General features: G+C 59.9%; 22 protein-coding genes. 13 read left to right on the plus strand and 9 right to left on the minus strand.

Annotated features, from left to right (window positions below):
• The first annotated feature begins 406 nt into the window (after positions 1–406).
• The 4 genes from ACCC96_RS28295 to ACCC96_RS28310 all read left to right on the plus strand — a co-directional run bounded on the left by ACCC96_RS28295 (position 407) and on the right by ACCC96_RS28310 (position 4,431).
• On the plus strand, positions 407–670 hold the full coding sequence (locus ACCC96_RS28295) for an Os1348 family RiPP precursor (RefSeq protein ID WP_019647907.1): 264 nt from the start codon (positions 407–409) through the stop codon (positions 668–670).
• Between the two features lie 122 nt (positions 671–792).
• A complete protein-coding gene (locus ACCC96_RS28300; protein ID WP_026345682.1) occupies positions 793–1,269 on the plus strand; it encodes a GNAT family N-acetyltransferase in 477 nt (158 codons plus the stop codon).
• 14 nt (positions 1,270–1,283) lie between these two features.
• On the plus strand, positions 1,284–2,444 hold the full coding sequence (locus ACCC96_RS28305) for an aKG-HExxH-type peptide beta-hydroxylase (protein WP_413697528.1): 1,161 nt from the start codon (positions 1,284–1,286) through the stop codon (positions 2,442–2,444).
• Between the two features lie 16 nt (positions 2,445–2,460).
• Positions 2,461–4,431, plus strand: a complete 1,971-nt coding sequence (locus tag ACCC96_RS28310; protein ID WP_413697529.1) for a DUF692 family multinuclear iron-containing protein — start codon at positions 2,461–2,463, stop codon at positions 4,429–4,431.
• Positions 4,432–4,502: 71 nt separating this feature from the next.
• Here the strand turns inward: ACCC96_RS28310 and emhC are convergent, their stop codons facing one another.
• Genes emhC through ACCC96_RS28325 form a run of 3 tightly spaced genes read right to left on the minus strand, consistent with a single transcriptional unit; the run spans position 4,503 to position 10,285 of the window.
• The gene (gene emhC / locus ACCC96_RS28315; RefSeq protein ID WP_413697530.1) at positions 4,503–5,963 is read right to left on the minus strand and encodes an efflux RND transporter outer membrane subunit EmhC; all 1,461 of its coding nucleotides are present in this window, start codon (positions 5,961–5,963) and stop codon (positions 4,503–4,505) included.
• Positions 5,963–9,124: an efflux RND transporter permease subunit EmhB gene (gene emhB / locus ACCC96_RS28320; protein WP_019580904.1), complete on the minus strand. Its 3,162-nt coding sequence runs from the start codon at positions 9,122–9,124 to the stop codon at positions 5,963–5,965. The genes emhC and emhB overlap by 1 nt, the downstream gene beginning before the upstream one ends.
• A gap of 3 nt (positions 9,125–9,127) precedes the next feature.
• On the minus strand, positions 9,128–10,285 hold the full coding sequence (locus ACCC96_RS28325; protein ID WP_258670925.1) for an efflux RND transporter periplasmic adaptor subunit: 1,158 nt from the start codon (positions 10,283–10,285) through the stop codon (positions 9,128–9,130).
• 264 nt (positions 10,286–10,549) lie between these two features.
• Between ACCC96_RS28325 and emhR the strand changes: the two genes are divergently transcribed.
• Positions 10,550–11,182, plus strand: a complete 633-nt coding sequence (gene emhR, locus ACCC96_RS28330) for an efflux system transcriptional repressor EmhR (protein WP_413697531.1) — start codon at positions 10,550–10,552, stop codon at positions 11,180–11,182.
• A gap of 300 nt (positions 11,183–11,482) precedes the next feature.
• Here the strand turns inward: emhR and ACCC96_RS28335 are convergent, their stop codons facing one another.
• The 3 genes from ACCC96_RS28335 to ACCC96_RS28345 are packed head-to-tail and all read right to left on the minus strand — an operon-like array spanning position 11,483 to position 14,043.
• Entirely contained in the window at positions 11,483–12,532 is a 1,050-nt protein-coding gene (locus ACCC96_RS28335; RefSeq protein ID WP_019580901.1) for an alkene reductase, read from the minus strand.
• A 21-nt stretch (positions 12,533–12,553) separates the two neighbouring features.
• Complete coding sequence (locus tag ACCC96_RS28340) at positions 12,554–13,720, minus strand: MFS transporter (RefSeq protein ID WP_019580900.1); 1,167 nt, start codon at positions 13,718–13,720, stop codon at positions 12,554–12,556.
• Between the two features lie 2 nt (positions 13,721–13,722).
• Positions 13,723–14,043 (minus strand): ArsR/SmtB family transcription factor, encoded by a 321-nt coding sequence (locus ACCC96_RS28345; RefSeq protein ID WP_019647916.1) that lies wholly within the window; start codon positions 14,041–14,043, stop codon positions 13,723–13,725.
• Between the two features lie 171 nt (positions 14,044–14,214).
• Between ACCC96_RS28345 and ACCC96_RS28350 the strand changes: the two genes are divergently transcribed.
• Positions 14,215–14,787, plus strand: coding sequence for an ACP phosphodiesterase (locus tag ACCC96_RS28350; RefSeq protein ID WP_019647917.1), 573 nt, complete (start codon positions 14,215–14,217; stop codon positions 14,785–14,787).
• A gap of 81 nt (positions 14,788–14,868) precedes the next feature.
• Here ACCC96_RS28350 and ACCC96_RS28355 read toward each other — a convergent pair whose 3' ends face one another.
• Positions 14,869–15,663, minus strand: coding sequence for a lysophospholipid acyltransferase family protein (locus ACCC96_RS28355; RefSeq protein ID WP_413697532.1), 795 nt, complete (start codon positions 15,661–15,663; stop codon positions 14,869–14,871).
• Positions 15,663–16,418, minus strand: a complete 756-nt coding sequence (gene olsB / locus ACCC96_RS28360) for an L-ornithine N(alpha)-acyltransferase (protein ID WP_019580897.1) — start codon at positions 16,416–16,418, stop codon at positions 15,663–15,665. Before olsB ends, ACCC96_RS28355 begins: the two co-directional genes overlap by 1 nt.
• A 154-nt stretch (positions 16,419–16,572) precedes the next feature.
• Here olsB and ACCC96_RS28365 point away from each other — a divergent pair, with 154 nt between their 5' ends.
• The 5 genes from ACCC96_RS28365 (at position 16,573) to ACCC96_RS28385 (ending at position 21,055) form a co-directional block, all read left to right on the plus strand.
• Entirely contained in the window at positions 16,573–17,460 is an 888-nt protein-coding gene (locus ACCC96_RS28365) for an acyl-CoA dehydrogenase (protein ID WP_413697533.1), read from the plus strand.
• 192 nt (positions 17,461–17,652) lie between these two features.
• Complete coding sequence (locus tag ACCC96_RS28370) at positions 17,653–18,747, plus strand: serine hydrolase domain-containing protein (RefSeq protein ID WP_413697534.1); 1,095 nt, start codon at positions 17,653–17,655, stop codon at positions 18,745–18,747.
• On the plus strand, positions 18,744–19,073 hold the full coding sequence (locus ACCC96_RS28375) for an amidase (RefSeq protein ID WP_413697535.1): 330 nt from the start codon (positions 18,744–18,746) through the stop codon (positions 19,071–19,073). Before ACCC96_RS28370 ends, ACCC96_RS28375 begins: the two co-directional genes overlap by 4 nt.
• A gap of 232 nt (positions 19,074–19,305) precedes the next feature.
• Positions 19,306–19,896 (plus strand): YceI family protein, encoded by a 591-nt coding sequence (locus ACCC96_RS28380; protein WP_019647922.1) that lies wholly within the window; start codon positions 19,306–19,308, stop codon positions 19,894–19,896.
• Position 19,897: 1 nt separating this feature from the next.
• A complete protein-coding gene (locus tag ACCC96_RS28385) occupies positions 19,898–21,055 on the plus strand; it encodes a phospholipase D-like domain-containing protein (protein ID WP_018926849.1) in 1,158 nt (385 codons plus the stop codon).
• Between the two features lie 83 nt (positions 21,056–21,138).
• On the opposite strand, the gene bglX is transcribed toward ACCC96_RS28385, so the two are convergent.
• A complete protein-coding gene (gene bglX, locus ACCC96_RS28390; RefSeq protein WP_413697536.1) occupies positions 21,139–23,430 on the minus strand; it encodes a beta-glucosidase BglX in 2,292 nt (763 codons plus the stop codon).
• A gap of 247 nt (positions 23,431–23,677) precedes the next feature.
• On the opposite strand from bglX, the gene ACCC96_RS28395 reads away from it, so the two are divergent.
• Entirely contained in the window at positions 23,678–24,289 is a 612-nt protein-coding gene (locus ACCC96_RS28395; protein ID WP_258670907.1) for a LemA family protein, read from the plus strand.
• Between the two features lie 44 nt (positions 24,290–24,333).
• Positions 24,334–24,971: TPM domain-containing protein (locus tag ACCC96_RS28400; RefSeq protein WP_413697537.1), on the plus strand; the 638-nt coding region annotated here is incomplete at its 3' end.

Genomic DNA, 24,971 nt, shown 5'->3' on the forward strand with positions numbered 1-24,971 from the left:
GGTTTTGGGCGATTAACGAACACTAATCGACGCCAGCCTGGGCGCGGACGGTATGAGGCATTCTTAATAAAATCCCATAGTTATTCAGGTTGATAAGGGGTATCCACGGATGTGTTCTATTAATGGCGCCTTGTTGTTTTGTTGATGTTAGATGGAAGTGTTTATTGCTTTAGTTGTAAGACGTTTCCTACAGTGCTGGCTGTCCTTAAAGGTAGATCAATAATCGCCGGTTAAACTTAAGAATTGGTGTTGTCGGTTATCGTAAAAAGATTTAAAGGGAGCCATGGGCTTGGCTGGAAAAGAAAAGAGGTCTTGCTATATTCAAATTCCTCAGGCGGGCAAAAGAAACTCTCTTGCTTCGTCAGGGGATGTTTTTCGTCATGCCGAAATAACAAGGAGAAGTACCATGGGTAATAAAGTCAATCAGGAACGTTTGGCCTCGGTTCTGGGACGGGCCGTGCTGGACGAAAAATTTGCCAGCGCCTTACACAGTGATCCGGCAGGGGCGGCTAAAAATATTGGCGTGCACTTAAGTACTGACGAGATCGCGGCGGTTAAAGGTATTGATGCTGCAAAACTGACGGCAGCTTCCTCCAGCATTCGGAACAACCTGGGGATACGCGCGGTATTTGATACACAGAACCAGCAGCAACAAGCGCGCATGGATTAACGGTGGGTGATGCCATTTGGCGTGCCACGAAAGGTGGGCTTTTACGGTGGTACGCCGAATGGCCTTATCAGACTCATGACCTGAAGCGCTCGGGCGCGGCTCGGGCGCGGAGTGAATGACGCATGTCTGTCACCTTGGCTCCAATGAATGACGCGGACTTTGTGACGTTCGCCGAAAGAGCCCTTGCTGAATATGGCGACGGGATGGTCGCCGCCGGCGAGTGGGGCCAGGAGGAGGCGTCGCAAAGGGCACGAAGTGTCTTCGAGCAATTGTTGCCGCAAGGGCGACTGACTGAAAAGAATCAACTCTGGGTGATCGAGGATCAAGCGCGGCGTATCGGTGAGTTATGGGTCGCCGAACGCCACGCTGGCGCCGGTCGGATCGCCTTCATTCTGGATATTTACATTGACCCCGGCGAACGCCGCCAGGGTTATGCAAAACAATCGCTGCTGGCCCTGGAGTCATGGGCGAGCCAGGCGGGATGCAGGGAAGTGCGGTTGCATGTCTTTGGTCGCAACGATGCGGCGCGTCGTCTTTATGAACAACTGGGTTATGGCATTGCCAGTCTGACAATGGCGAAGCCGTTGCCGCCAACCTAAGGGAAGGTTGAGAAATGGACATCGGTAACAGTGGTCAACGTGAGCTCTCGGTCGAGGATTTATTTCAGGGCACGACCTTCCTTGCGGATTCGGAGCCTTCGCGATTTGAAGTCTTGCTGGAGCGTGTCAGTCGAAATCGATACACCAGCTTTGTTGCGCTGTACACCGAACTTTTTCAGTTGTTTCCCAACGCTCCACATCTGGCAGAGTTCTTTGAACAGGCGTTTAATCTTATCGTTCCTCCGACCCGTGAACAGCGCTTGATTATTAATGATCCGGTGTTTCAAGTGTGGAATGTGCTGACGGCTCACTATGCCAATCTGGTCATTACGAAAAAGACAGAGGACAGGAGTGAACTGGAAAAAATGCTGTTCGAATTTCCACATATGTTAGTGCGTGTGAAAGCATCTGACAGTTCCCGCGTGAATCATTATTGCCCCCCGGTGCATCGGTTCGATGTCGATCCGTTGGTAGCGATAGTGATGCCGCCCAGTTATGAATTTCCGGAAGATGAAGCCGTTCGCAAACAGTTGGAGCGTAGCGGTTACTCCGTACGGTTTTTTTGCGATGTGGTGAATATTGCCCTGTTGCGCATAGAGCACACTTGGCCCGCCTGCCGCGAGCAAATCAAAAAACTGGTCAAGTCGATTTTTTATTTACCCGACGGTTCATTTCGAAGCTGTTCGGCTTCCCGCTTCACCGGAATCATCCTGTTGTCGAGCCGGGATGATTCGATACTCGATCTGGAAGAGTCCCTGGTGCATGAGGCCACTCATCAGTTGCTCTATCACATTGTCGAGGCGTGCCCGGTCGTTAAGGAAGAGACCTCGCGGGAGCCTTTGTACACCTTGCCGTGGTCGGGACAGAAGCGTGACTTTTATGGCTACTTCCACGCGTTTTACGTGTACATCGCGTTGGTCAAATACCTGGGGCGGGTTCGTTCGCGTTCGACCGAAGAGCTGCTACGGGCGCAAAACCGTCTTCTGTACATTCTGCGAGGCTTGATCAAGGCATTGCCGGACTTTGAGGCCAGCACTGAATTCACCCCACAAGGACGTCAACTTCTGGAAAACCTCGCCAAAGAGGTCAGAGCACAGGAAAACCAATATGCCGGGCTGTTGGCGATATCGGGGACTAATACTGAGCAACAACGCCTGCTGGGTCTGACCGCCTGAAGCCGGGGAGGCTCACATGGGGATGTTTGATGCCTCGTCCTATCCGGAGGCCGGAGTAGGGCTGGAATACCATTTGCCACGGCGCAGGGCACAGGATGACCGGTCGGAGGATGGACTTGACCCGACGGTCGAGCGAATTCTCGCTGAGGGTTTGCCGCATTTCGATTACGTCGAGTTTCAGCCGACGCACTGCATTCTTCAGCCTCGTTTACTTGACGTCAGCGCTCAAGTACCGAGCCTGCTGCATTCGTCCAGTTTGTCCCTGGGCAGTGTGGGCATTGCGATGGATCGCGAGTTTCTGCACATGACGCGGCGACTGTGCGACAAAACCCGCTCGCCGTGGCTGGCCGAGCATATTTCCTGGTCGCGTTTCCATGGTGGCGACACGCAGCACTTCATTTTGCCGACCCTGGCCCAAGAGGTGGCGGACACGGTGGTGGCCAATGCCATCGAGTTGCGCGAGCTGACGGCTACGCTGCTGGTGCTGGAAAACGCCCCGCGGTTGTTTTCGTTGCCGGGTGCACAAGAGCAGTCCGAAGGCGAGTTCATTTCCAGTGTGGTGGAGCGCAGCGGCTCGGGATTTTTGCTGGATCTCGACAGCGCGATTACGACCGCCAGAACCCAGGGTTACGAGCTGAACGACTATTTGCGTTCGTTGCCGCTGGACCGGTTGATTGAAATTCACACCGGCCATCCGCGGCGGGATTGGGACATTTTGCGTGAACTGTTCAGGTCATCCCCGGTGAAAGCGATCACCCTGGAGTGGGATATTTCGCGCAAAACCGATGACGCGGAACTGTTGACCTTGATCAAGGCCATCAAGTCCTTGAGGCCCAAGGCCCTGTTCTGGCAGGGGCTTGATCAACAGGGCGATCAACAGACGCCGTCGGAGGGGGCGCAGACCCTGCTGAAACTCAGGGAAAGCACCTGGCTCAGCGTTGGCTCGGCGTCGTTTTTTATCCGGGACCGGCAGCAGGACCTGAGCCTGGAGTTTGACGTGACGTTGCTGCCGTTACTGCGCCACTTCCTGAGCCCGCAGACGCTGGAGAGTGCCTTGTTGCTGCCGGGGGTTTTGCAGAGTCCGGCACAGGACGACAACCTGGCATTCCTGAGAACGCTGGTCAGCCACGGTGTTTTGTTGCCCGTCGCCAATCAATCGGACAGCGCCCCGTCCGAGGAGGATAAACATCCGCTCAACCTTTGGAACCGCTGGGATGCGGCGCTGGAGTTTTACCTGAGTACCCGGACCGGCTCGCACACGCCCTACATCAGCGTTGCCGAGCTGGAAACGGAGCTGGAGCAAAAGGCTTCGGCGCAACGCCAGCCGTCGGCGTTCAAGGACTATTGGTCCCATCCGTTCATTGCCCTGGAAAACCCGCTGTTGCCTGCCTGCGCGATCGCTCAGCCGACGCTGCTGGACTCGCTGTGCAATCGCCGCACGTCGCGAACCTTCAGTGATCAGCCGTTGAGTTCGGCGCAGCTGTCTTTGTTGCTCTATTACACCTGGGGCGCGACGGTCATGGAGCACAACCGCATGGGCGACTACTTCCTGAAGAAAACCTCGCCGGCCGGCGGTTCGCTGCAGGGCACCGAGGTGTATGCGGTGCTGATGAATGTGCAAGGTTTCGAGCGGGGTCTTTACCATTATTCGGTGCGTCGTCACGGGCTGGAGCTGCTTTCCTTGGAAGACCCGCGAGCCTGGATCAGCGAGGCCTGTGGCAGTCAGACATGGATCAAGGATGCGGCAGCGGTGTTCGTTTCCACGGCGCGGGTCGAGCGAATGGCCTGGAAATACGAATTCAGCCGCGCACTGCGGGTGGCGCTGATGGATGCCGGGCATCTGAGTCAGACCTTTTCCCTGCTGGCCACCGCGCTGGGCCTGGGCAGTTTCACTACCGCAGCGTTACGCGACGAAATGTTCGAAAACCGCTTGGGGCTCGATTATCTGGAAGAGCCGGTGTTTCTGGTCAATGGCGTCGGGGTGTGAAGTGAACAGGCTGGTTTATTCACGGCCAACAAAAAGCCCACCAAGTGGTGGGCTTCGTGTTTACGGCGCTATCAGAACAACTTCATCTTCGGCGCTTCTTCTTTCAACGGCTCGTTCTTCGCCGTCTGTTCATTCCAGCCACCGCCCAACGCCTTGTACAGGTTGACCGCGCTGGTCAGCTGCGCCAAGCGGTCGGTGATCAGCGCCTGTTGGGCACTGAACAGCTGACGCTGGGCATCGAGGAAGGTCAGGTTGCTGTCGACCCCGATGCGATAACGACGCTCGGCCAGACGGTAGTAGTCCTGGTTGGCGCTGACGAAATCACGCTGAGCCTGCAACTGCTCGGTGTAGGTCTGGCGTGCGGCCAGGCCATCGGCGACTTCCTGGAAGGCCGTTTGAATGGACTTCTCGTAGTTCGCCACGCTGATGTCTTTCTGGATCTTGGAGTAATCCAGGCTGGCGCGCAGGCTGCCGGCGTTGAAGATCGGCAGGTTGATTTGCGGCTGGAACAACCAGGTGCCCGAACCACCCTTGAACAGACCGGACAGGTCCGGGCTCAGGGAGCCGGCATTGGCGGTCAGGCTGATGCTCGGGAAGAACGCCGCCCGTGCCGCGCCGATGTTGGCGTTGGCGGCCTTGAGGTTGTATTCGGCCTGGAGGATGTCCGGGCGACGTTGCAGCAAGTCCGACGGCAGGCCGGCTGGCACGTCGCTCAGCAGGTCGTCCGACAGTGGCTTGGCTGCTTGCAGATTGGCCGGGATACCGGTGCCGAGCAGCAACACCAGGCTGTTTTCATCCTGGGCGACCTGACGGGTGTATTTGGCCTGTTGCGCACGGGCGTTTTCCACCGAGGTACGTGACTGGGCCAGATCCAGCGCCGAGGCTACGCCCACTTCGTTGCTGCGCGAGGTGAGCTTGTAGCTCTCCTCGAAGGCACCGAGGGTTTCCTGGGTCAGTTTCAGCAGTTCCTTGTCGGCCTGCCAGGTCAGATAGGCATTGGCCACGCTGGCTACCAGACTGATCTGCGTGCTGCGCCGTGCTTCTTCAGTGGCGAAGTACTTCTGCAGGGCCTCTTCGCTCAGGCTGCGCACCCGACCGAACAGGTCGAGTTCATAGGCGCTGATGCCGACGGTGGCCGAGTAGGAGCTGCTGATGGTCGCATTACCGGACTGCGAGGACCGTGCCGGAACCCGCTGACGACTGCCGCTGCCGGTGGCCGAAACCGCCGGGAACAGGTCGGCGCGCTGGATGCGGTATTGAGCCGCATAAGCGTCGATGTTCAGCGCCGCGACGCGCAGGTCACGGTTGTTCTCCAGCGCGGTCTGAATCACCTGTTGCAGCGCCGGGTCGTGGAAAAACTGCTTCCAGCCCTGTTCGGCGGCTGCCTGGTTGGGCGCCTGGGCCGGCGAATACGCCGGGCCTTGCGGGTATTGGCCCGCCACCGGTGTTTCAGGCCGCTGATAATCGGGTATCAGCGAGCAGCCACTCAGCACGAAAGCGGTGACTGCCAGGGAGAGTAGCGACTTGCTCATTAGCCAGCCTCTTGAGAAGTTTCAATGGCGTCATCCTGGTCGGCGACTTTGCGCTGGCCCATGGACGACACGGTGACGAAGAATAATGGAACCCAGAAGATCGCCAGGATCGTGGCCGTGAGCATACCGCCAATCACCCCGGTACCGATCGCATGTTGGCTACCCGAACCTGCGCCCGTGGAAATGGCCAGCGGTACCACGCCGAGCACGAATGCGAGCGAGGTCATGATGATCGGTCGCAGACGCATCCGGCAGGCTTCGATCGCTGCATCGCGCAGGCTACGCCCTTGCTCATGCAGTTCCTTGGCGAACTCGACGATCAGAATGGCGTTTTTCGCCGCCAGACCGATGGTGGTCAACAGCCCCACCTGGAAATACACGTCGTTGGACAGGCCGCGCAGGCTGGTCGCCATCAGCGCACCGATGATCCCCAGCGGCACGACCAGCATGACCGCGATCGGGATCGACCAGCTTTCATACAACGCCGCCAGACACAGGAACACCATCAGCAGCGACAAGGCGTACAGCGCTGGCGCTTGCGAGCCGGACAGGCGCTCTTCGTACGACAGACCGGTCCAGGAAATACCGACACCTGCCGGCAGCTTCTTGGCCAGGGCTTCGACTTCGGCCATGGCTTCACCGGTGGAATAGCCGGGCGCCGGGGCACCGAGGATTTCCATCGCTTCCACGCCGTTGTAACGGGCCAGTTTCGGCGAACCGTAGATCCATTCACCCCTGGCGAACGCCGAGAACGGAACCATGGTGCCGGCGCTGTTGCGCACGTACCACTTCTTCAGGTCTTCAGGGCTCATGCGAGCGCCGGGCAGGCCTTGCACGTAAACCTTCTTCACACGACCGCGGTCGATGAAGTCGTTCACATAGCTACTGCCCAGGGCAATCGACAGGGTGTTGTTGATATCGGTGAGTGTCACGCCCAGGGCGCTGGCCTTCTCATCGTCGATTTCCAGCTGGTACTGCGGCTCGTCGTTCAGGCCGTTCGGACGGACTTGCGACAGGACCTTGCTTTGCGCCGCCATGCCGAGGAACTGGTTACGGGCTTCCATCAGCTTGTTGTGACCGATACCGGCGCGGTCCTGAAGGAACACGTCGAAACCGGTGGCGTTACCCAGTTCCAGTACCGCTGGTGGCGCAAAGGCAAACACCATGGCATCGCGGAAGGTAAAGAAGTGCTGTTGGGCACGGGCCGCCAGTTTGAACACGCTGTTGTCGGCGTTACGTTCGTCCCACGGTTTGAGCATGATGAACGCCATGCCCGAACTCTGGCCACGGCCGGCGAAGTTGAAGCCGGTCACGGTAAATACCGAGGCCACCGCATCGCCTTCGCCGCCATCCTTGCTCGGACGCAACAGGAACTCGCGCATTTCATCCACGACCACTTGCGTGCGCTGGGAGCTGGAACCGGCCGGGGTTTGCACCTGGGCAAACAGTACGCCCTGGTCTTCTTCCGGCAGGAACGCCGTTGGAATGCGGGTGAACAGCCAGATCATGCCGACCACGATAATCAGGTACGCCAGCAGGTACGGAGCCTTGTACGCGAGCATGTTGCCGACGCCGCGCTCGTAGCTTTTGACGCCACGGTCGAAGTTGCGGTTGAACCAGCCGAAGAAGCCGCGTTTCGGCGTGCCGTGCTCGCCTTTCGGAATCGCCTTGAGCATGGTGGCGCAAAGCGCCGGGGTGAAGATCAATGCAACCAGCACCGACAAGGCCATGGCCGAAACGATGGTGATCGAGAACTGCTTGTAGATCACACCGGTGGAGCCACTGAAGAACGCCATCGGCAGCAGTACCGCCGACAACACCAGGGCAATACCGACCAGGGCACCCTGGATCTGCCCCATGGATTTCTTGGTGGCCTCCTTGGGTGACAGGCCTTCTTCGCTCATGACCCGTTCGACGTTTTCCACCACGACGATGGCATCGTCCACCAGCAAGCCGATGGCCAGCACCATACCGAACATGGTCAGGGTGTTGATGCTGAAGCCGAATGCCGCGAGGATCCCGAATGTACCCAGCAATACCACCGGCACGGTCATCGTGGTGATGACGGTGGCGCGGAAGTTTTGCAGGAACAGGAACATCACCAGGAACACCAGTACGATCGCTTCGACCAGGGTTTCAACCACACCCTTGATCGACTCGGTCACCACCGGGGTGGTGTCGTACGGGAACACCACTTCCATCCCTTGCGGGAAGAACGGCTTCAGGTCGTTGATGGTTTTGCGCAAGGCTTTTGCGGTGTCGAGGGCGTTGGCACCGTTGGCCAGCTTCACCGCCAGGCCGGAAGCCGGGCTGCCGTTGAACTGGGCACTGACGCTGTAGTTCTCGCCACCCAGGCCTACTTCGGCGACGTCTTTGAGGCGAACCTGCGAGCCGTCCTTGTTGACCTTGAGCAGGATTTCCTTGAACTGCTCGGCGGTCTGCAGACGGGTCTTGCCGATGATCGTAGCGTTCAGTTGCTGGCCGGGCAGGGCAGGCAAGCCGCCGAGTTGACCGGACGAGACCTGGACGTTCTGCGCCGCGATGGCGGTTTTCACGTCCACCGGGGTCAGGTTGAAGTTGTTCAACTTGGCCGGGTCGAGCCAGATCCGCATCGCGTACTGGGCACCGAAGACCTGGAAGTCACCGACACCGGCGGTCCGCGAGATCGGGTCCTGCATGTTCGACACGATGTAGTTGGACAGGTCGTCCTTGGTCATGCTGCCGTCGCGCGACACCACGCCGATGACCATCAGGAAGTTTTTCACCGACTTGGTCACGCGGATGCCTTGCTGCTGCACTTCTTGCGGCAGCAGTGGGGTGGCCAGGTTCAGTTTGTTCTGGACCTGAACCTGCGCGGTATCGGAGCTGGTGCCCTGCTCGAAGGTCGCGGTAATGGTCATGCTGCCGTCGGAGTTACTTTCCGACGAGACATAACGCAGGTTGTCGATACCGTTGAGCTGTTGCTCGATCACCTGCACCACGGTGTCTTGCACGGTTTGTGCAGACGCGCCCGGGTAAGTCACGGAGATCGCAATGGCCGGAGGCGCAATGCTCGGGTATTGGTTGATCGGCAGCTTGAGGATCGATAAAGCCCCGACCAGCATGATCACCAGGGCAATTACCCAGGCGAAAATCGGACGGTCGATAAAAAATTTCGACATGGTTTACTCCCCTTTGCCGCCGACAGCGACTTTGGCTGCCTGTGCGGGGACCGGGCTCTTGGCGTTGACGTTGGTGGCTTCAGTGGCCTTGACTTCAACACCAGGTCTGACGAATTGCAGCCCTTCGGTGATCAGGCGATCGCCTGCCTTCAAGCCGTCTTCAATCAACCATTGGTTGCCGACAGTACGGCTGGCCTTGAGCTGACGCAGTTCGACCTTGTTGTCTGGCCCGACGACCAGCGCGGTCGGGGTGCCTTTGAGGTCGCGGGTCACGCCTTGTTGCGGCGCCAGAATCGCCGCGCTGTTCACGCCCGATTGCAACTGAGCGTGAACGAACATGCCCGGCAGCAGGGTGTGATCAGGGTTCGGGAACACCGCGCGCAGGGTCACGGAACCAGTGGTCTGGTCTACCGAGACTTCAGAGAACTCGAGCTTGCCGTCCACGGCGTACTGGCTGCCGTCTTCCAGGGTCAGCTTGACCGCGGCGGCATTGTCGCCGGCTTTTTGCAGACGACCGCTTTCCAGTTCGCGGCGCAGCTCAAGCAGCTCCACCGAGGACTGGGTCACGTCGACGTAGATCGGGTCCAGTTGCTGGATGACCGCCATGGCGTCGGTCTGGCCGCTGCTGACCAGTGCGCCTTCCGTCACCGACGAACGGCCGATGCGACCGGAGATCGGTGCGTAAACCTTGGTGTAGCGCACGTTGATCTGGGCGGTCTGCAGGGAGGCTTCCGATTGCAGGCGGTTGGCCAGTGCCGTGTCGTATTCCTGACGGCTGACGGCCTGTTCGTCGACCAGTTGCTTGTAGCGATCGGAGATCGACTTGGTCGAACGCAGGTTGGCTTCGGCGCTTTTCAGGGTCGCGTCATAGACTGACGGGTCGATCTGATACAGCTGCTGACCGGCCTTGACGTCGCCGCCTTCCTTGAACAGTCGCTTGAGAATGATGCCGTTGACCTGCGGGCGAACTTCGGCAATACGGAACGCACTGGTGCGCCCCGGAAGTTCAGACGTCAGGGTGAAGGCTTGTGGTTGCAGGGTTACGACGCCGACCTGAGGGGTGGGTGCGGCAGGTGCCGCCTCTTCCTTTTTACATCCGCTGAGCAGCGATGCCAGGGCGAGGGCAGTAACCAGAGCGGTAACAGCTGGCTTGAATTGCATGAAGATCCTCGGGTCAGGCGCGCAAGTTGCGCACAAGAAAGGTGGAAGGTTAAAAAATTTTACCGGGTAGATAAGTAGCTTGCTAAGGAATATACTTACATTCATGCTTGTTTGTAAATACCTTGGCGGCGTATCCACACCGTTACAAAAGCCGTCCAAAGATTTGAATTGTAGGCCTGGGACGAAGCCCGAAAGCGCTCGCCTCACTTCTATTCAGCGGATGTTCAGACATCGCTGAGGCACCCTGATTGAGGTTTTACTGCCATGGTCCGTCGCACCAAAGAGGAAGCTCAAGAAACCCGAAGCCAGATACTCGAAGCGGCAGAAAAAGCCTTTTTCGAGCGGGGCGTGGCACGCACGACGCTGGCGGATATCGCTACCCTGGCCGGGGTGACTCGCGGGGCTATCTACTGGCATTTCAGTAACAAGGCGGATCTGCTGCAGGCGATGCTCGATACCCTGCATGAGCCGCTGGATGAAATGGCCAAGGCCAGTGAAAGCGAAGACGAACTCGACCCGCTGGGTTGCATGCGCAAACTGCTGATTCATTTGTTTCATCAAGTTGCCATGGACCCGAAAACCCGACGCATCAACGAGATTCTGTTTCATAAGTGCGAATTCACCGATGAAATGTGCGACCTGCGCCAGCAGCGCCGAACGGTCAGTCTCGATTGCAATGTGCGAATCGCGCTGGCCCTGAGTAATGCGGTGAATCGCGGGCAGTTACCGGAAAACCTCGACGCTGCCCGCGCGGCCATCAGCTTGCATGCCTACATCGATGGCATCCTGTATCAGTGGCTGTTGGCTCCCGACAGTTTTCAACTGCACATCGAAGCCGAGCGTTGGGTCGACACAGGTTTGGATATGCTGCGCTTGAGTCCCAGCCTGCGCAATTGAAACAAAATGCGTAATTGGATCCGTTTGTGTCAAGGCATGACGCAGGGAATATCCCTGCTTCGCGCGCCTTTTTGCAATGGGATGCTTTTATATACGTACGTTCGCCAGGTTGATAGGTAGCGAGCTACGTATTTTGTAGGGATTTTGTGTCGAGTATGTGAATGAGTGTGAACGCCCCGGCTACAAGGGCGCCGAATAGCCGACCAAAGGCATCGCATTTGCCTCAGTGACCTTTGATCTTCCATACGCAAAAGCCCCGGCTCTTTCGAGTCGGGGCTTTTGCATTTCAACGGTCGAGGCTTACAGCGTCGGATAGTCGATATAACCGACCGGGCCCTTGCCGTAGAACAGTTCCGGACGCGGCTCGTTCAGCGGCGCATCGGCCTTCAAGCGCGCTGGCAGGTCCGGGTTCGCGATGAACGGCACACCAAACGCCACCGCGTCGGCCTTGCCGCTGGCCAGCCACTCGTTGGCGCTGTCCTTGGTGAAGCGTTCGTTGGCGATGTACGGGCCGCCGAAGGCTTCTTTCAATTGCGGGCCGAGACTGTCGGCTCCTTCTCTTTCACGAGAGCAGATGAACGCGATGCCGCGTTTGCCCAGTTCGCGAGCGACGTAGGTGAAGGTCTCGGACAGGTTGTCATCGCCCATGTCATGGGAGTCGGCGCGCGGTGCCAGGTGCACGCCGACGCGACCAGCGCCCCAGACTTCGATCGCAGCGTCAGTCACTTCCAGCAACAGGCGCGCACGGTTTTCCAGGGAGCCACCATAGTTATCGGTGCGCTGGTTGGTGCTGCTTTGCAGGAACTGGTCGAGCAGGTAACCGTTGGCACCGTGGATTTCCACGCCGTCGAAACCGGCGGCCTTGGCATTCTCGGCCCCCACGCGGTAAGCGTCGACGATGTCGGCGATTTCAGCGGTTTCCAGGGCGCGCGGAGTTGGGTAGTCGGCCAATGGACGAACCAGGCTGACATGGCCTTTAGGTTGGATGGCACTCGGTGCGACCGGTGCTTCGCCGTTCAGGTACGAAGGGTGGGAAACCCGACCCACGTGCCACAGTTGCAGAAAGATTTTGCCGCCCGCGCCGTGGATCGCTTTGGTCACGTTGCTCCAGCCGCGCACCTGGTCGTTGGACCAGATGCCGGGAGTGTCCGGGTAACCGACGCCCATCGGCGTAACCGACGTGGCTTCGCTGAGGATCAGGCCGGCAGAGGCGCGCTGCACGTAATACTCGGCCATCAGCGCGTTCGGCACACGGCCTTCGTCGGCGCGGCAGCGGGTCAGCGGTGCCATGATGATGCGGTTGGCCAACTCGAGGTCGCCCAGTTTGATTGGATCGAAAATAGTCGTCATTTAATAGCTCTCTTTTAGCGATCAATTGGTAGCAGGGGCCAGCTCGGCATCGCCGCTCTGACGGAAAGTAATCAGGGTCACCAGCAGGGCGAGCACCGCCAGTGCGGCGGCCGCTAGTGGCACGCGGGTCAGGCCGAAGCCGTGGGCGATGACGCTGCCGCCGACCCAGGCACCGAGTGCGTTGCCGACGTTGAAGGCGCCGATGTTCAGGGTCGACACCAGGTTCGGTGCAGCTTTGCCGAAGGTCACCACGTTGACTTGCAGTGCCGGCACGGCGGCAAAGCACGCGGTGGCCCAGAGGAACAGGGTGATTTCGGTCGGGATCAGGGCCACGCTGGTCCAGGTCAGCACGGTGGAGACCACCGCCATGGTGATGAACACGCCGATCAGCGTCGCCGCCATGCCTTTGTCAGCCAGCTTGCCGCCGATGATGTTGCCGACCGTCAGGCCCAGGCCGATGAGCACCAAGGTCCAGGTCACGCCACGCGGGGAAACACCGGTGACTTCGCCCAACAGCGGCGCGACATAGGTGAATAAGGTGAAGACCGACGCGGCGAACAAGGCGGTCATGCTCAACGACAGCCAGATACCGGCCCCCTTGAGGGCGCGCAGTTCGGCGCGCATGTCGAGTTTCTCTTCATCGCGCTTGGCCGGCAGGAAGCGGATCAGGCCGATCAGCGCAATCACACCAATCACGGTCACTGCCCAGAAGGTCGAACGCCAGCCAGCTTCCTGGCCGAGCGCGGTGCCCAGCGGTACGCCGAGGACGTTGGCCAGGGTCAGGCCGGTGAACATCAGGGCCACGGCCGACGCACGTTTGTTGGCCGGCACCAGACCTGCCGCCACCACCGAACCGATGCCGAAGAAAGCGCCGTGGCACAGGGCCGTTACCACTCGGGCAAACATCAGGACGTTGTAGTCACTGGCCAGGGCGCAGAGCAGGTTGCCGATGATGAAAATCCCCATCAACGCTACGAGCGCGGCCTTGCGCGGCAGCCTGGCGGTGGCCAGTGCCATGAACGGCGCGCCGATGGCCACGCCCAGGGCGTAACCGGTCACCAGCCAGCCGGCGCCGGGGATCGACACGCCGAGGTCCGCCGCCACATCGGGCAGCAAGCCCATGATGACGAACTCGGTGGTGCCGATGGCGAAGGCGCTCAAGGCCAGAATGAGTAGCGAGAGGGGCATTATCAGTTCCTTGTCGGAGCGCTGAGCTCTTTGACGATGGCGTCGAGGAACGCCTGAATCACGTCCTCGTTGCGTTTGAAGAAGTGCCATTGACCGGCTTTCTGGCTGCTGATCAGTCCCGCCCGTTGCAATGTCGCCAGGTGGGCGGAGACGGTCGACTGCGACAGGCCGCAGCGTTGATCGATCTGTCCGGCGCAAATGCCGTACTCATGGTTGTGGATCTGTTCCGGGAACTGGACCTTGGGGTCTTTCAGCCAGATGAGGATGTCTCGGCGTACCGGGTGTGCCAGGGCTTTTATTATTTCGTCGAGGTCGAGGTTCATGGCTTGGGGCTCGTGATGAGTAAAACGTTATATCGCGATGGGGCGAACTTTAAATCGGTATTTCGCGATATACCAATATGATTTCGGTCTGATGACTGCGTAAATCTGTATATCGGGTTATAACGATATGATGTTTGTAACGACAAGTATGGGCAGTGCTAAGCTGCGCGGATGAACTATCTCGCACATCTGCACCTCGGTGGCCAACGCCCCGGTCAAATGCTCGGCAGTCTGTATGGCGATTTCGTCAAGGGACGGCTGCAAGGGCAGTTCGATCCAGAGATCGAAGCGGCCATCCAGTTGCATCGCAGCATTGATGTCTTTACCGACCGTCATCCGTTGGTGGATGTCTCATTGTCACGGTTTTCCATCACGCGCCGGCGTTATGCCGGGATCGTGCTCGATGTGTTTTTCGACCACTGCCTGGCGCGGGACTGGGCGCTGTACGCCGACCGTCCGCTGGGGCAATTCACCTCGGATGTTTACCGGGTGCTGCTGGCCGAGCCGCAGTTGCCGGAGCGCCTGGCGAAGATTGCGCCGCACATGGTGGCCAATGACTGGTTGGGGGCTTATCAGGAATTCGAAGTGCTTGAGCAGGTGCTGCGGGGGATTTCACGGCGACTGACGCGGCCCGAGGAACTGGCCGCGGCGATGCAGGAGTTGCGGCGGTTGTATGAACCGCTGAGTGAGGATTTCCGGTTGTTCTATCCGCAGCTTCAGGATTTTGTGGCGCGTCGAGTGTAGAAAAGATCGCAGCCTTCGGCAGCTCCTACAGAGGTACGCCATTCCAATGTAGGAGCTGCCGAAGGCTGCGATCTTTTTCTATCAGGCAGCGATCAGCTCACCGGTACGCCGCGGCTCGGCAGGTTTCGCGACTTCACCAAACAACGCCTTCTGCACCGCCTGCTGCGCCTCGAACGCCAGCGCCGCGCGTTCCCGGTCCTGGCACTCGATCGGTTTGAGCAGATGAATCTCCACCTCACCCCGATCATTGGCGAACAAGCGCATCAGGTGTGACAGCAAATCATCATCGCCAATGAACGGTGCCAGGGTATCCAGCTCGCCGTTGCGCAGATAACGAATCGCCACCGGTTGCAGCGCCACTTCGGAATCGATCGCCGCTGACAGCAAACGACCATGAAACGTGCGCAGCGAACGCCCATCGGTGGTGGTGCCTTCCGGGAACATCAGCAGCGGGTGTTCCTGTTCCAGATGGCGGGTCATCTGTTTGCGGATCAATTGACTGTCGCCTGAACCACGGCGAATGAACAGGCTGCCAGCCTTGGCCGCCAACCAGCCCGCCACCGGCCAGGTGCGCACTTCAGCCTTGGAAAGGAACGACAGCGGCGTGAGCATGCCCAGCAGCGGAATGTCGGTCCAGGACACATGGTTGCTGACCCAGAGCATCGGCGCCTTCGGCAATTGACCATGGACGGTGACGTGAAAGGGCAGGGCATTGCTCAGCCGTGCCATGAAAAAACGCGACCAGCGCTGGCGACGGACCATCGAATGGGCAATCCCCAGTCGTTCGAACGCGCCGAACACACTGGCCATGCTCAAGCCCAGCGCCACCACCATCAGCACTCGCGCAATTCGCGCGTACACCCGCAAGCGGCTCATTACACCGCCGCCTTGAAGTGCTTGGCGTAACGCGGGCAGAGCTCGTCGCGCTTGAGCAGGATGAACACGTCGGCCACCTGGAAGTCTTCGTCCCAGCACGGCTCGCCGCAGATTTTTGCGCCCAGGCGCATGTAGGCCTTGAGCAGCGGTGGCATTTCGGCGATGACGTTCGATGGAATGTCCAGCGTCGGCAATGGCTTCTTCGGCTCGGCCCGCAGGTGTTCGGTGCACAGGTAACGTTCGCGCAGACGTTGCATGATTGCGTGGGCCTGGATGCCGCCGTCCTGCATCGGAATGCTCGCGCACCCCATCAAATAGCTGTAGCCGCCCTGGTTCAGCACTTCGGCCAGTTCACCCCAAAGCACGGCGATGGTGCCGCCGTTGCGGTAGGCCGGGTCGACGCAGGTGCGACCGATTTCCAGGATCGGGCCTTTCAGATGAACCAGGCCATGCAGGCTGAATTCTTCTTCGCTGTAGAACTTGCCCAGGCTGCTGGCGGCCGTGTGGTCGAGCAAACGAGTGGTCGCCACCAGGCGCCCGGTGTTCAAGTCACGTACGCCGATGTGGGCGCAGTGAACATCATAGTCATCCATGTCCAGACCCAATTCCGCGCCTTTCAGCCTGGCGTTGAATTCGCCACTGAACACGTTGAAGCGCAAGGCCTGGGCTTCCTGCAGCGCCTCGGCGCCCACCAGGCGTTCGGCTTGCAGGCGGCGTTCATTGCCGGTGTCGCTGATGCGGGCGATCTGAGTCATTGCGAATCTCCGTACGGGCTGGCCACCCGTCTTGGGTTGCAGCCGATCGACTTTCTTTATGCAGCCGTGTTGTGCAAAGTCAGGCTATGTAGCCCCGGTGTCATCGCCATGAAGCTTTGGTGATGCTTATATGACAGCCCACAAGGAGCCTCTTATGCCCTGGCAAACCCTGTTGAACCGCAGCGATCGCCTGCCCGCCGATACCGACCTTGGCGAAGGCTTCGCGACCTTGTTGCACCGCTTGGGCACGGTCACGCCGTTCGAACTGGCGGTAGCCGGCGGACGGCTGATGGCAACGCCGGGGCTGGCGTTTCTGGTGGGGTATCAGGCGGCGTTGCGCATGCTCTGGCCGAGCGCGCCGCTGAGCCTGGGCGCGTTGTGCGCGACCGAACAACGCAGCCTGCGGGTGGCGGACATGCAGACCCGGCTGCGGGATCTGCGTCTGAGCGGACGCAAGGATTTCGTCACCGCCGGCGATGCCGCCGACTGGCTGCTGGTCGCCGCTCGCAGCGAAGAGCCAGGCAGCGACCCGCGCCTGAGTCTGGCGGTGGTTTACCCCGGCGAACCGGGCGTGCGTCTGGAGAAACTCGCGCCGTTGCCGTTGATGCCCGAGATCAGCCACGGTCGGCTGTTTCTCGACAACGCGCTGTGCGAATTGCTGGCGGGGGATGGCTGGGATGCTTACGTCAAACCGTTCCGCACCCTGGAAGACATTTATGTGCTGAGCGCCATGACCGCGTGGCTGTTCGGCATCGGTCAGGACAACGACTGGCCGCACACCTTGCAACTGCGTTTGCTGGCGCTGCTGGCCGGGTGCGCGGAAGTCAGCCGCCAGGCGCCGAACAATCCGGCCGGGCATGTGTTGCTGGGCGGTTTGTTTGCACAGTTCGATGGGCTCAAGGCTGAAGTGAATCAGGCCATGACCGATGGCCCGCCGCAATGGGCGGCGGTGTGGCAGCGCGATCAGGCCGTGATGGATCTGGCGGCAGGGGCGCGGGGCAAGCGGTTGGCCAAGGCGTTGATGGGATCTTCGTTAGGGTGACGGGCCTCGCCGGATTCTGACGTTCCCCCGTAGGAGCTGCCGAAGGCTGCGATCCTTTGATCTTGATCTTTTCGAAACCGCTGAAGATCAAAAGATCGCAGCCTTCGGCAGCTCCTACAGTGACCGTGTTTAGCGTGAGACTGTCATGTATTTCGACTAGCGTGAGCAGATCTGTCTCCCGGGCACCCCACCATGTTCAAAGGCTTGTCCCTGACGTTCATCCTGCTGTTCAGCTTCACGGCCCAGGCCGAAAACTGGCCGGCCGAGCAATGGTTGCCCGGCCCGACAGTCACCGGCCCGGCCGTTCAGGCCCTGGAGAACTACGCGTTTCCACCCCGCAACGACACCACCCGCGAGGGCATCCGCACCGATGCCTTGCTGGTGATCCATGACGGCCAACTCGTCTACGAGCGCTACGCCGCCCCGACCCGTGCCGACACCCCGCACCTGACCTGGTCGATCAGCAAAAGCCTGATGGCCACGGTGCTCGGTGTGGCCTATGGCGAAGGTCTGTTCAAATTGCAGGACCCGGTGGTGCAGTTCTATCCAGCGCTGGAAAAACACCCCGCCATGACCATGGCCGACTTGCTGCACTGGGCCTCGGGCCTGGATTGGCAGGAAGACTATGAGTACGCACCGTTGAAGTCCTCGGTGGTGGCGATGCTCTACACCCGAGGTCATCGCGACATGGCTGCGTTTACCGCCGACCATGACGCGTACGCCAGGCCCGGTCAGGCCTTCCGCTACTCCAGCGGCGACAGCAATCTGCTTTCCGCCGCGTTGAAAGCCATTGTCGGCCCGGCCCGATATCCGGATTATCCGTGGACCGCATTGTTCGAACCCCTGGGCATTCGCGGCGCGGTTTGGGAAGCGGATGCCACGGGGACATTTGTCGCTTCGTCCTATGCCTACCTCACCGCCCGGGACCTGGCACGGGTCGGCCTGTTGATGGCGCGCGACGGTCGTTGGCGCGAGCGGCAGCTGCTGCCCAAGGAGTGGGTCGACTTCAGCCGTGAGCCGTTCGCCCACTACCGAGCTAACCAGGATGAAGCGGTGCCCGGCGGGCATTGGTGGCTCAATCGAGCGGTGGATGGTGCAGCACAACCCTGGCCCGATGCGCCAGTCGACACCTTCGCCGCGCTGGGCCATTGGGGCCAGGCGATGTACGTGATTCCCAGCGAAAAGCTGGTGATCGTCCGCTACGGCGATGATCGCGATGGAAGTTACCGGCATAACGAACTGCTCAAACTCGCGCTCAAGGCGTTTGCCATGAAGGTGCAGCCATGAGCCGCCACGGTTTTGTTCGCCGTCGGCCGTTCAGCACGCTGTTGCTGGTGCTGCTGATCGCTTTGCTCGGCTGGGGCTGGCAGGAACGCGTGGCGTTGTGGGCTTTTCCCGACATCATCAGCGCTTACACCGCCAAGGAATACTGCTCGTGCCGGTATGTGATGAACAATCCGGCGGCGTATTGCCAGGGTTATGTGAAGCAGTATTTGCCCACCAGCGGGTTCGTTGATGATGCCGCCAGCAAGCGGGTGACGGTCGGCGGATTGGGGCGCAGCAACAGCGCACAGTGGATCGGCGAGCGCCAGGGCTGCCGCCTGCAACCCTGACGTGGTCGTGCTCGTTGTGGCGAGGGAGCTTGCTCCCGCTCGGCTGCGAAGCAGTCGTAATGCCAGCGGCGGAGACCTGATTGGAGGAACTCATTGTCTGATTTCGGGAGCGCTTCGCACTCCAGCGGGAGCAAGCTCCCTCGCCACAAAGATTGGGGCGAAGTCACAGAAAGTTTGCAACCTGCCTCAAGCCAGTTAAGGTTCGCTCAGGTTTATCTGCCCCCGAGTTTCTATGTTCAAGCGGTTCGTCTACAAAACCCTCGCTTCCCTGCTGCTGGCCGGTGTCACCGTGTCGGCCCAGGCCAATTGGTATCTGGACGGCGAGTCCTCGCGGCTGTCGTTTGTCAGCACCAAAAACGCCAACATCTCCGAAGTGCAGCGCTTTCTGGTGCTGCATGGCAAGGTCGACCCCAAGGGGCTGGCCGAGGTGGAAGTCGAGCTGGAGTCGGTTAATAGTGGCATTCCGCTGCGTGACGAACGCATGCGCAAGGAACTGTTCCAGATCCAGACGTTTCCCGAAGCGCTGATCACCACGCAGATCGATTTGCGGCCAATCAACGACCTGGCGCCCGGTGCGCAACTGGAACTGCGCTTGCCGGTGACCGTCAACCTGCATGGCAAGCAACACCAATACAACGCCGAACTGCTGGCGACCCGTCTCGATGACCGGCGCTTTCAAGTGGTGACCCTCGAGCCTTTGGTGATCAGCGCCGAAGATTTCGACCTGGCCCCAGGCCTGGAAAGCTTGCGCAAGCTCGCCGGTTTGTCGGCCATCAGTCTGTCGGTACCGGTGGGTGCGGTGCTGATTTTCACGGCGCGCTGACATGCGTGGTGCAATTTTTCCGTGGCGCGAAGGCAATCGCTTCGAACTGCTGATCGACGGCCCGCAGTTTTTCCCGCGCATGCTGGTGGCGATTGCCCGCGCCGAAGAACAAGTCGAGCTGGAGCTGTACCTGGTGGAGGCAGGGGCCTGCGCCGAGGCGATGGTTCAGGCGCTGGTCCAGGCGGCCGAGCGTGGCGTGCGGGTACGCTGTCTGTTCGATGACTATGGCAGCCTGGCCTTCACCCTGACTTTGCGTCAGCGCCTGATGGCCGCCGGGGTCGAGTTGCGTTTTTACAATCGGCTGAGCTGGCGACGCTGGGTGGGCAACTTCTATCGCGATCACCGCAAGTTGCTGCTGGTGGATCAATCCCTGGCGGTCGTCGGCGGCACCGGGGTCACCGATGAGTTCTGGTCACCGGGCGAAGACACCTGCGAATGGCACGAAGTGATGGTGGAAATCACCGGTCCCCTGGTGATCGACTGGCAATTGCTGTTCGACCGCCAATGGATCGCCAACCGCTATCGGCGCGCCTGGAAACCCGTTTCGCACTTCGGTCTACCGCGCCTGCCGCGAGTGCCGGTGATGGGCGAGGGCATGGGCCGGGTCGCTTATGCCGACGCCCGCCAACATCGGGACATTCTGCAATCGCTGATTCGCGCGCTGAACAGCGGCAAGCAGCGAATCTGGCTGGCCACGCCCTATTTCCTGCCAACCTGGAAAGTCCGCCGCTCGCTGCGTCGGGCGGCGAATCGGGGCGTCGATGTGCGTCTGCTGCTGACCGGGCCACGCACCGATCACCCGTCGGTGCGCTACGCCGGGCATCGCTACTACCCGCGACTGCTCAGGGCCGGGGTGAAGATCTTCGAATACCAGCCGTGTTTCCTGCACCTGAAAATGGTGTTGATCGACGATTGGGTGAGTATCGGCTCATGTAATTTCGATCACTGGAATCTGCGCTTCAATCTGGAGGCCAACCTCGAAGCCCTGGACCCAGGGCTGACCCGAGCGGTGGCGGCGAGTTTCGAGAATGACTTTGCCTTGAGCCAGGAAGTCAGTCTCGAGGCGTGGAAGCGCCGACCGTTGTGGCGGCGGGTCAAGCAAAGGGTTTGGGGATGGGTGGATCGGGTGGTGGTGAATCTGCTGGATCGGCGGGGGTAGGTTCTTCAGGATCAAAAGATCGCAGCCTTCGGCAGCTCCTACACAAGCTGCCGAAGGCTGCGATCTTTTGCTTTCAGGCGGGGTTACAGCAATTCAAAGCTCTGCTGCGTCACGTCCTGGGAGTCCAGGCCGATCTCCACGTTGAACTTGCCTGGTTCCGCAGCGTACTTGAGCTGGGCGTTGTAGAACTTCAGGTCATCCTCGGTGATGGTGAAGTGCACGACTTTCTGTTCGCCGGCCTTGAGCTGCACTTTCTGGAAGTTCTTCAGTTCCTTGACCGGGCGGATCATCGAACCGGTCACGTCCTGGATGTACAACTGCACCACGGTTTCGCCGTCACGCTTGCCGGTGTTCTTCACCACGACGCTGGCGTCGAGCTTGCCGGTCTTGTTCAGCGTGGTCGACGACAGCGCCATGTCGGTCAGGCTGAACTGGGTGTAGCTCAGGCCGAAGCCGAACGGGAACAGCGGCCCGGTGGTGTCTTCGAAATACTGCGAGGTGTAGTTGCCCGGTTTGCCCGGGGTGAACGGCCGGCCAATGCTCAGGTGGTTGTAGTAGGTCGGAATCTGACCCACCGAACGCGGAATGGTGATCGGCAGTTTGCCCGACGGGTTGTAGTCGCCGAACAGCACGTCAGCGATGGCGTTGCCGCCTTCGGTGCCGCTGAACCAGGTTTCCAGAATCGCGTCAGCCTGCTCTTTCTCTTCGAGAATCGACAGCGGACGGCCGTTCATCAATACCAGCACCAGCGGTTTGCCGGTGGCTTTCAACGCCCTGATCAGCTCGCGCTGGTTGCTCGGGATGTTCAGGTCGGTGCGGCTCGACGATTCGTGGGACATGCCACGGGATTCGCCCACCGCAGCCACTACCACATCAGCATCCTTGGCGGCTTTTACCGCTTCGTCGATCAACACGTTGGCCGGGCGCGGATCATCCACCACTTCCGGTGCGTCGAAGTTGAGGAAGTTCAGGTAATCGAGGATTTTCTTGTCGTCGGTGATGTTCGCGCCACGGGCGTAGATCAGCGTCGATTGCGCGCCGAGTGCGTGGGTCATGCCGTCGAACAGAGTGACCGATTGCGCAGGACGGCCAGCGGCGGCCCAGCTGCCCATCATGTCGATCGGAGCCTTGGCCAGTGGGCCGACCAGGGCGATTTTTGCGGTTTTCTTCAATGGCAGGGTGTCGCCCTGGTTCTTCAGCAGCACCAGGCTGCGGCGCGCGACATCACGGGCCTCGGCGCGGTGCAGGCGGCTTTCGGCGTAGGTGTCGGCCGGGTCATCCTCGGCCTTGCCGATGCGCAGGTACGGGTCTTTGAACAAGCCCATGTCGTATTTGGCGGCGAGCACTTCGCGCACGGCGTTGTCGATGTCTTTCTGTTCGATCTCGCCGGATTTGAGCAGCCCCGGCAGCTCTTTGCCGTAGAGCGTGTCGTTCATGCTCATGTCGATGCCGGCCTTGATCGCCAGCTTTGCCGCTTCACGACCGTCGCGGGCGACGCCGTGCTTGATCAGCTCGAAAATCGCCCCGTGGTCGCTGACTGCCAGGCCCTTGAAGCCCCATTCCTTGCGCAGCAGATCGTTCATCAGCCAGGTGTTGGCGGTGGCCGGCACGCCGTTGATCGAGTTCAGCGCAACCATCACCCCGCCGGCACCGGCGTCGATGGCGGCGCGGTACGGCGGCAGGTAATCCTGGTACATCTTGACCGGGCTCATGTCGACGACGTTGTAGTCGCGACCGCCCTCGACCGCGCCGTACAAGGCAAAATGCTTGACGCTGGCCATGATGCTGTCGGCCGCGTTTGCACCGGAGCCCTGGAAGGCCTTGACCATCACGCCGGCGATTCGCGAAACCAGGTAGGTGTCTTCGCCGAAGCCTTCGGAGGTGCGGCCCCAGCGTGGGTCGCGGGAGATGTCGACCATCGGCGCGAAAGTGATGTCGAGGCTGTCAGCCGCGGCTTCCTGGGCGGCGATGCGCCCGGACCGGCCAATGGCGTCCATGTCCCAGCTCGAGGCCAGGGCCAGGGGAATCGGGAAAATGGTGCGGTGGCCGTGGATCACGTCATAGGCGAAGAACATCGGGATCTTCAACCGGCTGCGCATGGCCGCGTCCTGCATTGGACGGTTTTCGGCGCGGGTGATCGAGTTGAATGTGCCACCGATATTACCGGCCGCGATTTCCTTGCGGATCAGCTCCCGAGGCATTTCCGGGCCGATGCTGATCAGGCGCAACTGGCCGATTTTTTCATCGAGGGTCATTTGTTTCATCAGGTGGCTGATGAAGGCGTCCTTGTTCTCTATCGGTGCGGGCGTCGTGGCGGCCAATACAGTATGACTGGCCAGGCTGACGAACAGGCCCAGCAAACACAGCTTCTTCATGAATGTTCTTCTCAAAAGGCCCAAGCGGCAGTGAATACGCGCCGGTCAGCCAAAATTTTGGGAGCGACTATTGTTGTTTGGGTGTTGCCCAGAAAAATGCAGCACACTTCTCACTGTTTTTTCGCTGGGCATCTTTTAGCCCATTGGCTCGATGCAATCCAGTAGCGGCGCAGATTATGCCCCAAGAGCCGGGGTCAAAGTTCGCCGGTTGTTTTATCAATGTAGTGTGCAAGGGAGCATCAACCAGATGAATGTACGACACCCCTATCGGTCGAGCCTGCAGGTAGCAGCCTTGATGTTGCTGACCACTCTGCTGGCCGGTTGCGGCATCAACACTATCCCGACCCTCGACGAACAGGCCAAGGCCGCGTGGGGCCAGGTGCAGAACCAGTACCAGCGCCGCGCCGACTTGATCCCCAATCTGGTGGAAACCGTCAAGGGTTATGCCCGGCATGAGGAAGAAACCCTGACCGCAGTGGTCGAAGCCCGGGCCAAGGCGACGTCGATCCAAGTGGATGCCAGCACGCTGGATAATCCGGAAAAACTCAAACAGTTCCAGCAGGCGCAGGATCAGCTGACCGGCGCGCTGAGTCGGTTGATGGTGGTGTCCGAGCGCTATCCGGACCTCAAGGCCAACCAGAACTTCCTGGCGCTGCAATCACAACTCGAAGGCACCGAGAACCGCATCGCCGTGGCGCGTCGCGACTTCATCCTCGCGGTGCAGAAATACAATACCGAGCTTCGCACCTTCCCCGGTCGCTTGTGGCACACCGTGATGTACAGCGATTTGCCGATCCGCGAAACTTTCGAGGCCACCAGCCCCGGTGCCGAGAAAGCGCCTGAAGTGAAGTTCCAGTAGGCGCCGGACCGGGGTTTGAAGTGCCACCAAGGATGAGGTTGCCAATGCGCGTGATGAAAGTGGGCCTGATGCTGTTGCTCTGGGTCTTTGCCCTGTCGGCCCAGGCCGGGTTGAAGTTTCCGGAACTGACCGGACGGGTGGTGGACAACGCCCAAATGATCGAGCCAGCGGTCCGCGAGCAGCTGGTTCAGCAGCTTAATGCCCACGAGAAATCCACGGGCGAGCAGTTGGTGGTGGTCACGTTGCCGGACCTGCAGGGCGCCGACATCGCGGATTTCGGTTATCAACTGGGACGCTACTGGGGCATTGGCCAGAAGGACAAGAACAACGGCGCGCTGCTGATTGTCGCGCGTGCCGAGCGAAAATTGCGGATCGAAGTCGGTTATGGCCTGGAAGATCGCCTGACCGATGCGCAGAGTTCGGTGATCATCAATCAGGTGATCACGCCGGCATTCAAGGCCGGCAATTTCAGCAAGGGCATCAGCGATGGCGTTTCGGCGATGCTGGTGGTGCTGGGGGGCAATCCGCTGAACGAGCCGTCGACGGTGTATGAGCCGCGTGGCAATCAGGAGAGCGATTTCGTTGCGCGGCATCCGGGGGTATTCGTGTTCCTGGTGCTGCTGTTTATCCTGACGATCTTCGTCGGCCAGATGTTCGGTATTCTGCCAAGTGGAGGGGGTAG

The sequence above is a fragment of the Pseudomonas sp. Pseusp11 genome (assembly GCF_047304405.1).
Classification (GTDB): Bacteria; Pseudomonadota; Gammaproteobacteria; order Pseudomonadales; family Pseudomonadaceae; genus Aquipseudomonas.

What these genes read in the sequence shown, in the direction of transcription:
- ACCC96_RS28325 (WP_258670925.1), bottom strand. Translation starts at nt 10,285, where the DNA reads ATGCAATTCAAGCCAGCTGTTACCGCTCTGGTTACTGCCCTCGCCCTG.
- olsB (WP_019580897.1), bottom strand. Translation starts at nt 16,418, where the DNA reads ATGACTCAGATCGCCCGCATCAGCGACACCGGCAATGAACGCCGCCTG.
- bglX (WP_413697536.1), bottom strand. Translation starts at nt 23,430, where the DNA reads ATGAAGAAGCTGTGTTTGCTGGGCCTGTTCGTCAGCCTGGCCAGTCAT.
- ACCC96_RS28305 (WP_413697528.1), top strand. Translation starts at nt 1,284, where the DNA reads ATGGACATCGGTAACAGTGGTCAACGTGAGCTCTCGGTCGAGGATTTA.
- emhR (WP_413697531.1), top strand. Translation starts at nt 10,550, where the DNA reads ATGGTCCGTCGCACCAAAGAGGAAGCTCAAGAAACCCGAAGCCAGATA.
- ACCC96_RS28380 (WP_019647922.1), top strand. Translation starts at nt 19,306, where the DNA reads ATGTTCAAGCGGTTCGTCTACAAAACCCTCGCTTCCCTGCTGCTGGCC.
- ACCC96_RS28345 (WP_019647916.1), bottom strand. Translation starts at nt 14,043, where the DNA reads ATGAACCTCGACCTCGACGAAATAATAAAAGCCCTGGCACACCCGGTA.
- ACCC96_RS28340 (WP_019580900.1), bottom strand. Translation starts at nt 13,720, where the DNA reads ATGCCCCTCTCGCTACTCATTCTGGCCTTGAGCGCCTTCGCCATCGGC.
- emhC (WP_413697530.1), bottom strand. Translation starts at nt 5,963, where the DNA reads ATGAGCAAGTCGCTACTCTCCCTGGCAGTCACCGCTTTCGTGCTGAGT.
- ACCC96_RS28295 (WP_019647907.1), top strand. Translation starts at nt 407, where the DNA reads ATGGGTAATAAAGTCAATCAGGAACGTTTGGCCTCGGTTCTGGGACGG.
- ACCC96_RS28300 (WP_026345682.1), top strand. Translation starts at nt 793, where the DNA reads ATGTCTGTCACCTTGGCTCCAATGAATGACGCGGACTTTGTGACGTTC.
- ACCC96_RS28355 (WP_413697532.1), bottom strand. Translation starts at nt 15,663, where the DNA reads ATGAGCCGCTTGCGGGTGTACGCGCGAATTGCGCGAGTGCTGATGGTG.
- ACCC96_RS28335 (WP_019580901.1), bottom strand. Translation starts at nt 12,532, where the DNA reads ATGACGACTATTTTCGATCCAATCAAACTGGGCGACCTCGAGTTGGCC.
- ACCC96_RS28375 (WP_413697535.1), top strand. Translation starts at nt 18,744, where the DNA reads ATGAGCCGCCACGGTTTTGTTCGCCGTCGGCCGTTCAGCACGCTGTTG.
- ACCC96_RS28350 (WP_019647917.1), top strand. Translation starts at nt 14,215, where the DNA reads ATGAACTATCTCGCACATCTGCACCTCGGTGGCCAACGCCCCGGTCAA.
- ACCC96_RS28310 (WP_413697529.1), top strand. Translation starts at nt 2,461, where the DNA reads ATGGGGATGTTTGATGCCTCGTCCTATCCGGAGGCCGGAGTAGGGCTG.
- ACCC96_RS28385 (WP_018926849.1), top strand. Translation starts at nt 19,898, where the DNA reads ATGCGTGGTGCAATTTTTCCGTGGCGCGAAGGCAATCGCTTCGAACTG.
- ACCC96_RS28395 (WP_258670907.1), top strand. Translation starts at nt 23,678, where the DNA reads ATGAATGTACGACACCCCTATCGGTCGAGCCTGCAGGTAGCAGCCTTG.
- ACCC96_RS28365 (WP_413697533.1), top strand. Translation starts at nt 16,573, where the DNA reads ATGCCCTGGCAAACCCTGTTGAACCGCAGCGATCGCCTGCCCGCCGAT.
- ACCC96_RS28370 (WP_413697534.1), top strand. Translation starts at nt 17,653, where the DNA reads ATGTTCAAAGGCTTGTCCCTGACGTTCATCCTGCTGTTCAGCTTCACG.
- emhB (WP_019580904.1), bottom strand. Translation starts at nt 9,124, where the DNA reads ATGTCGAAATTTTTTATCGACCGTCCGATTTTCGCCTGGGTAATTGCC.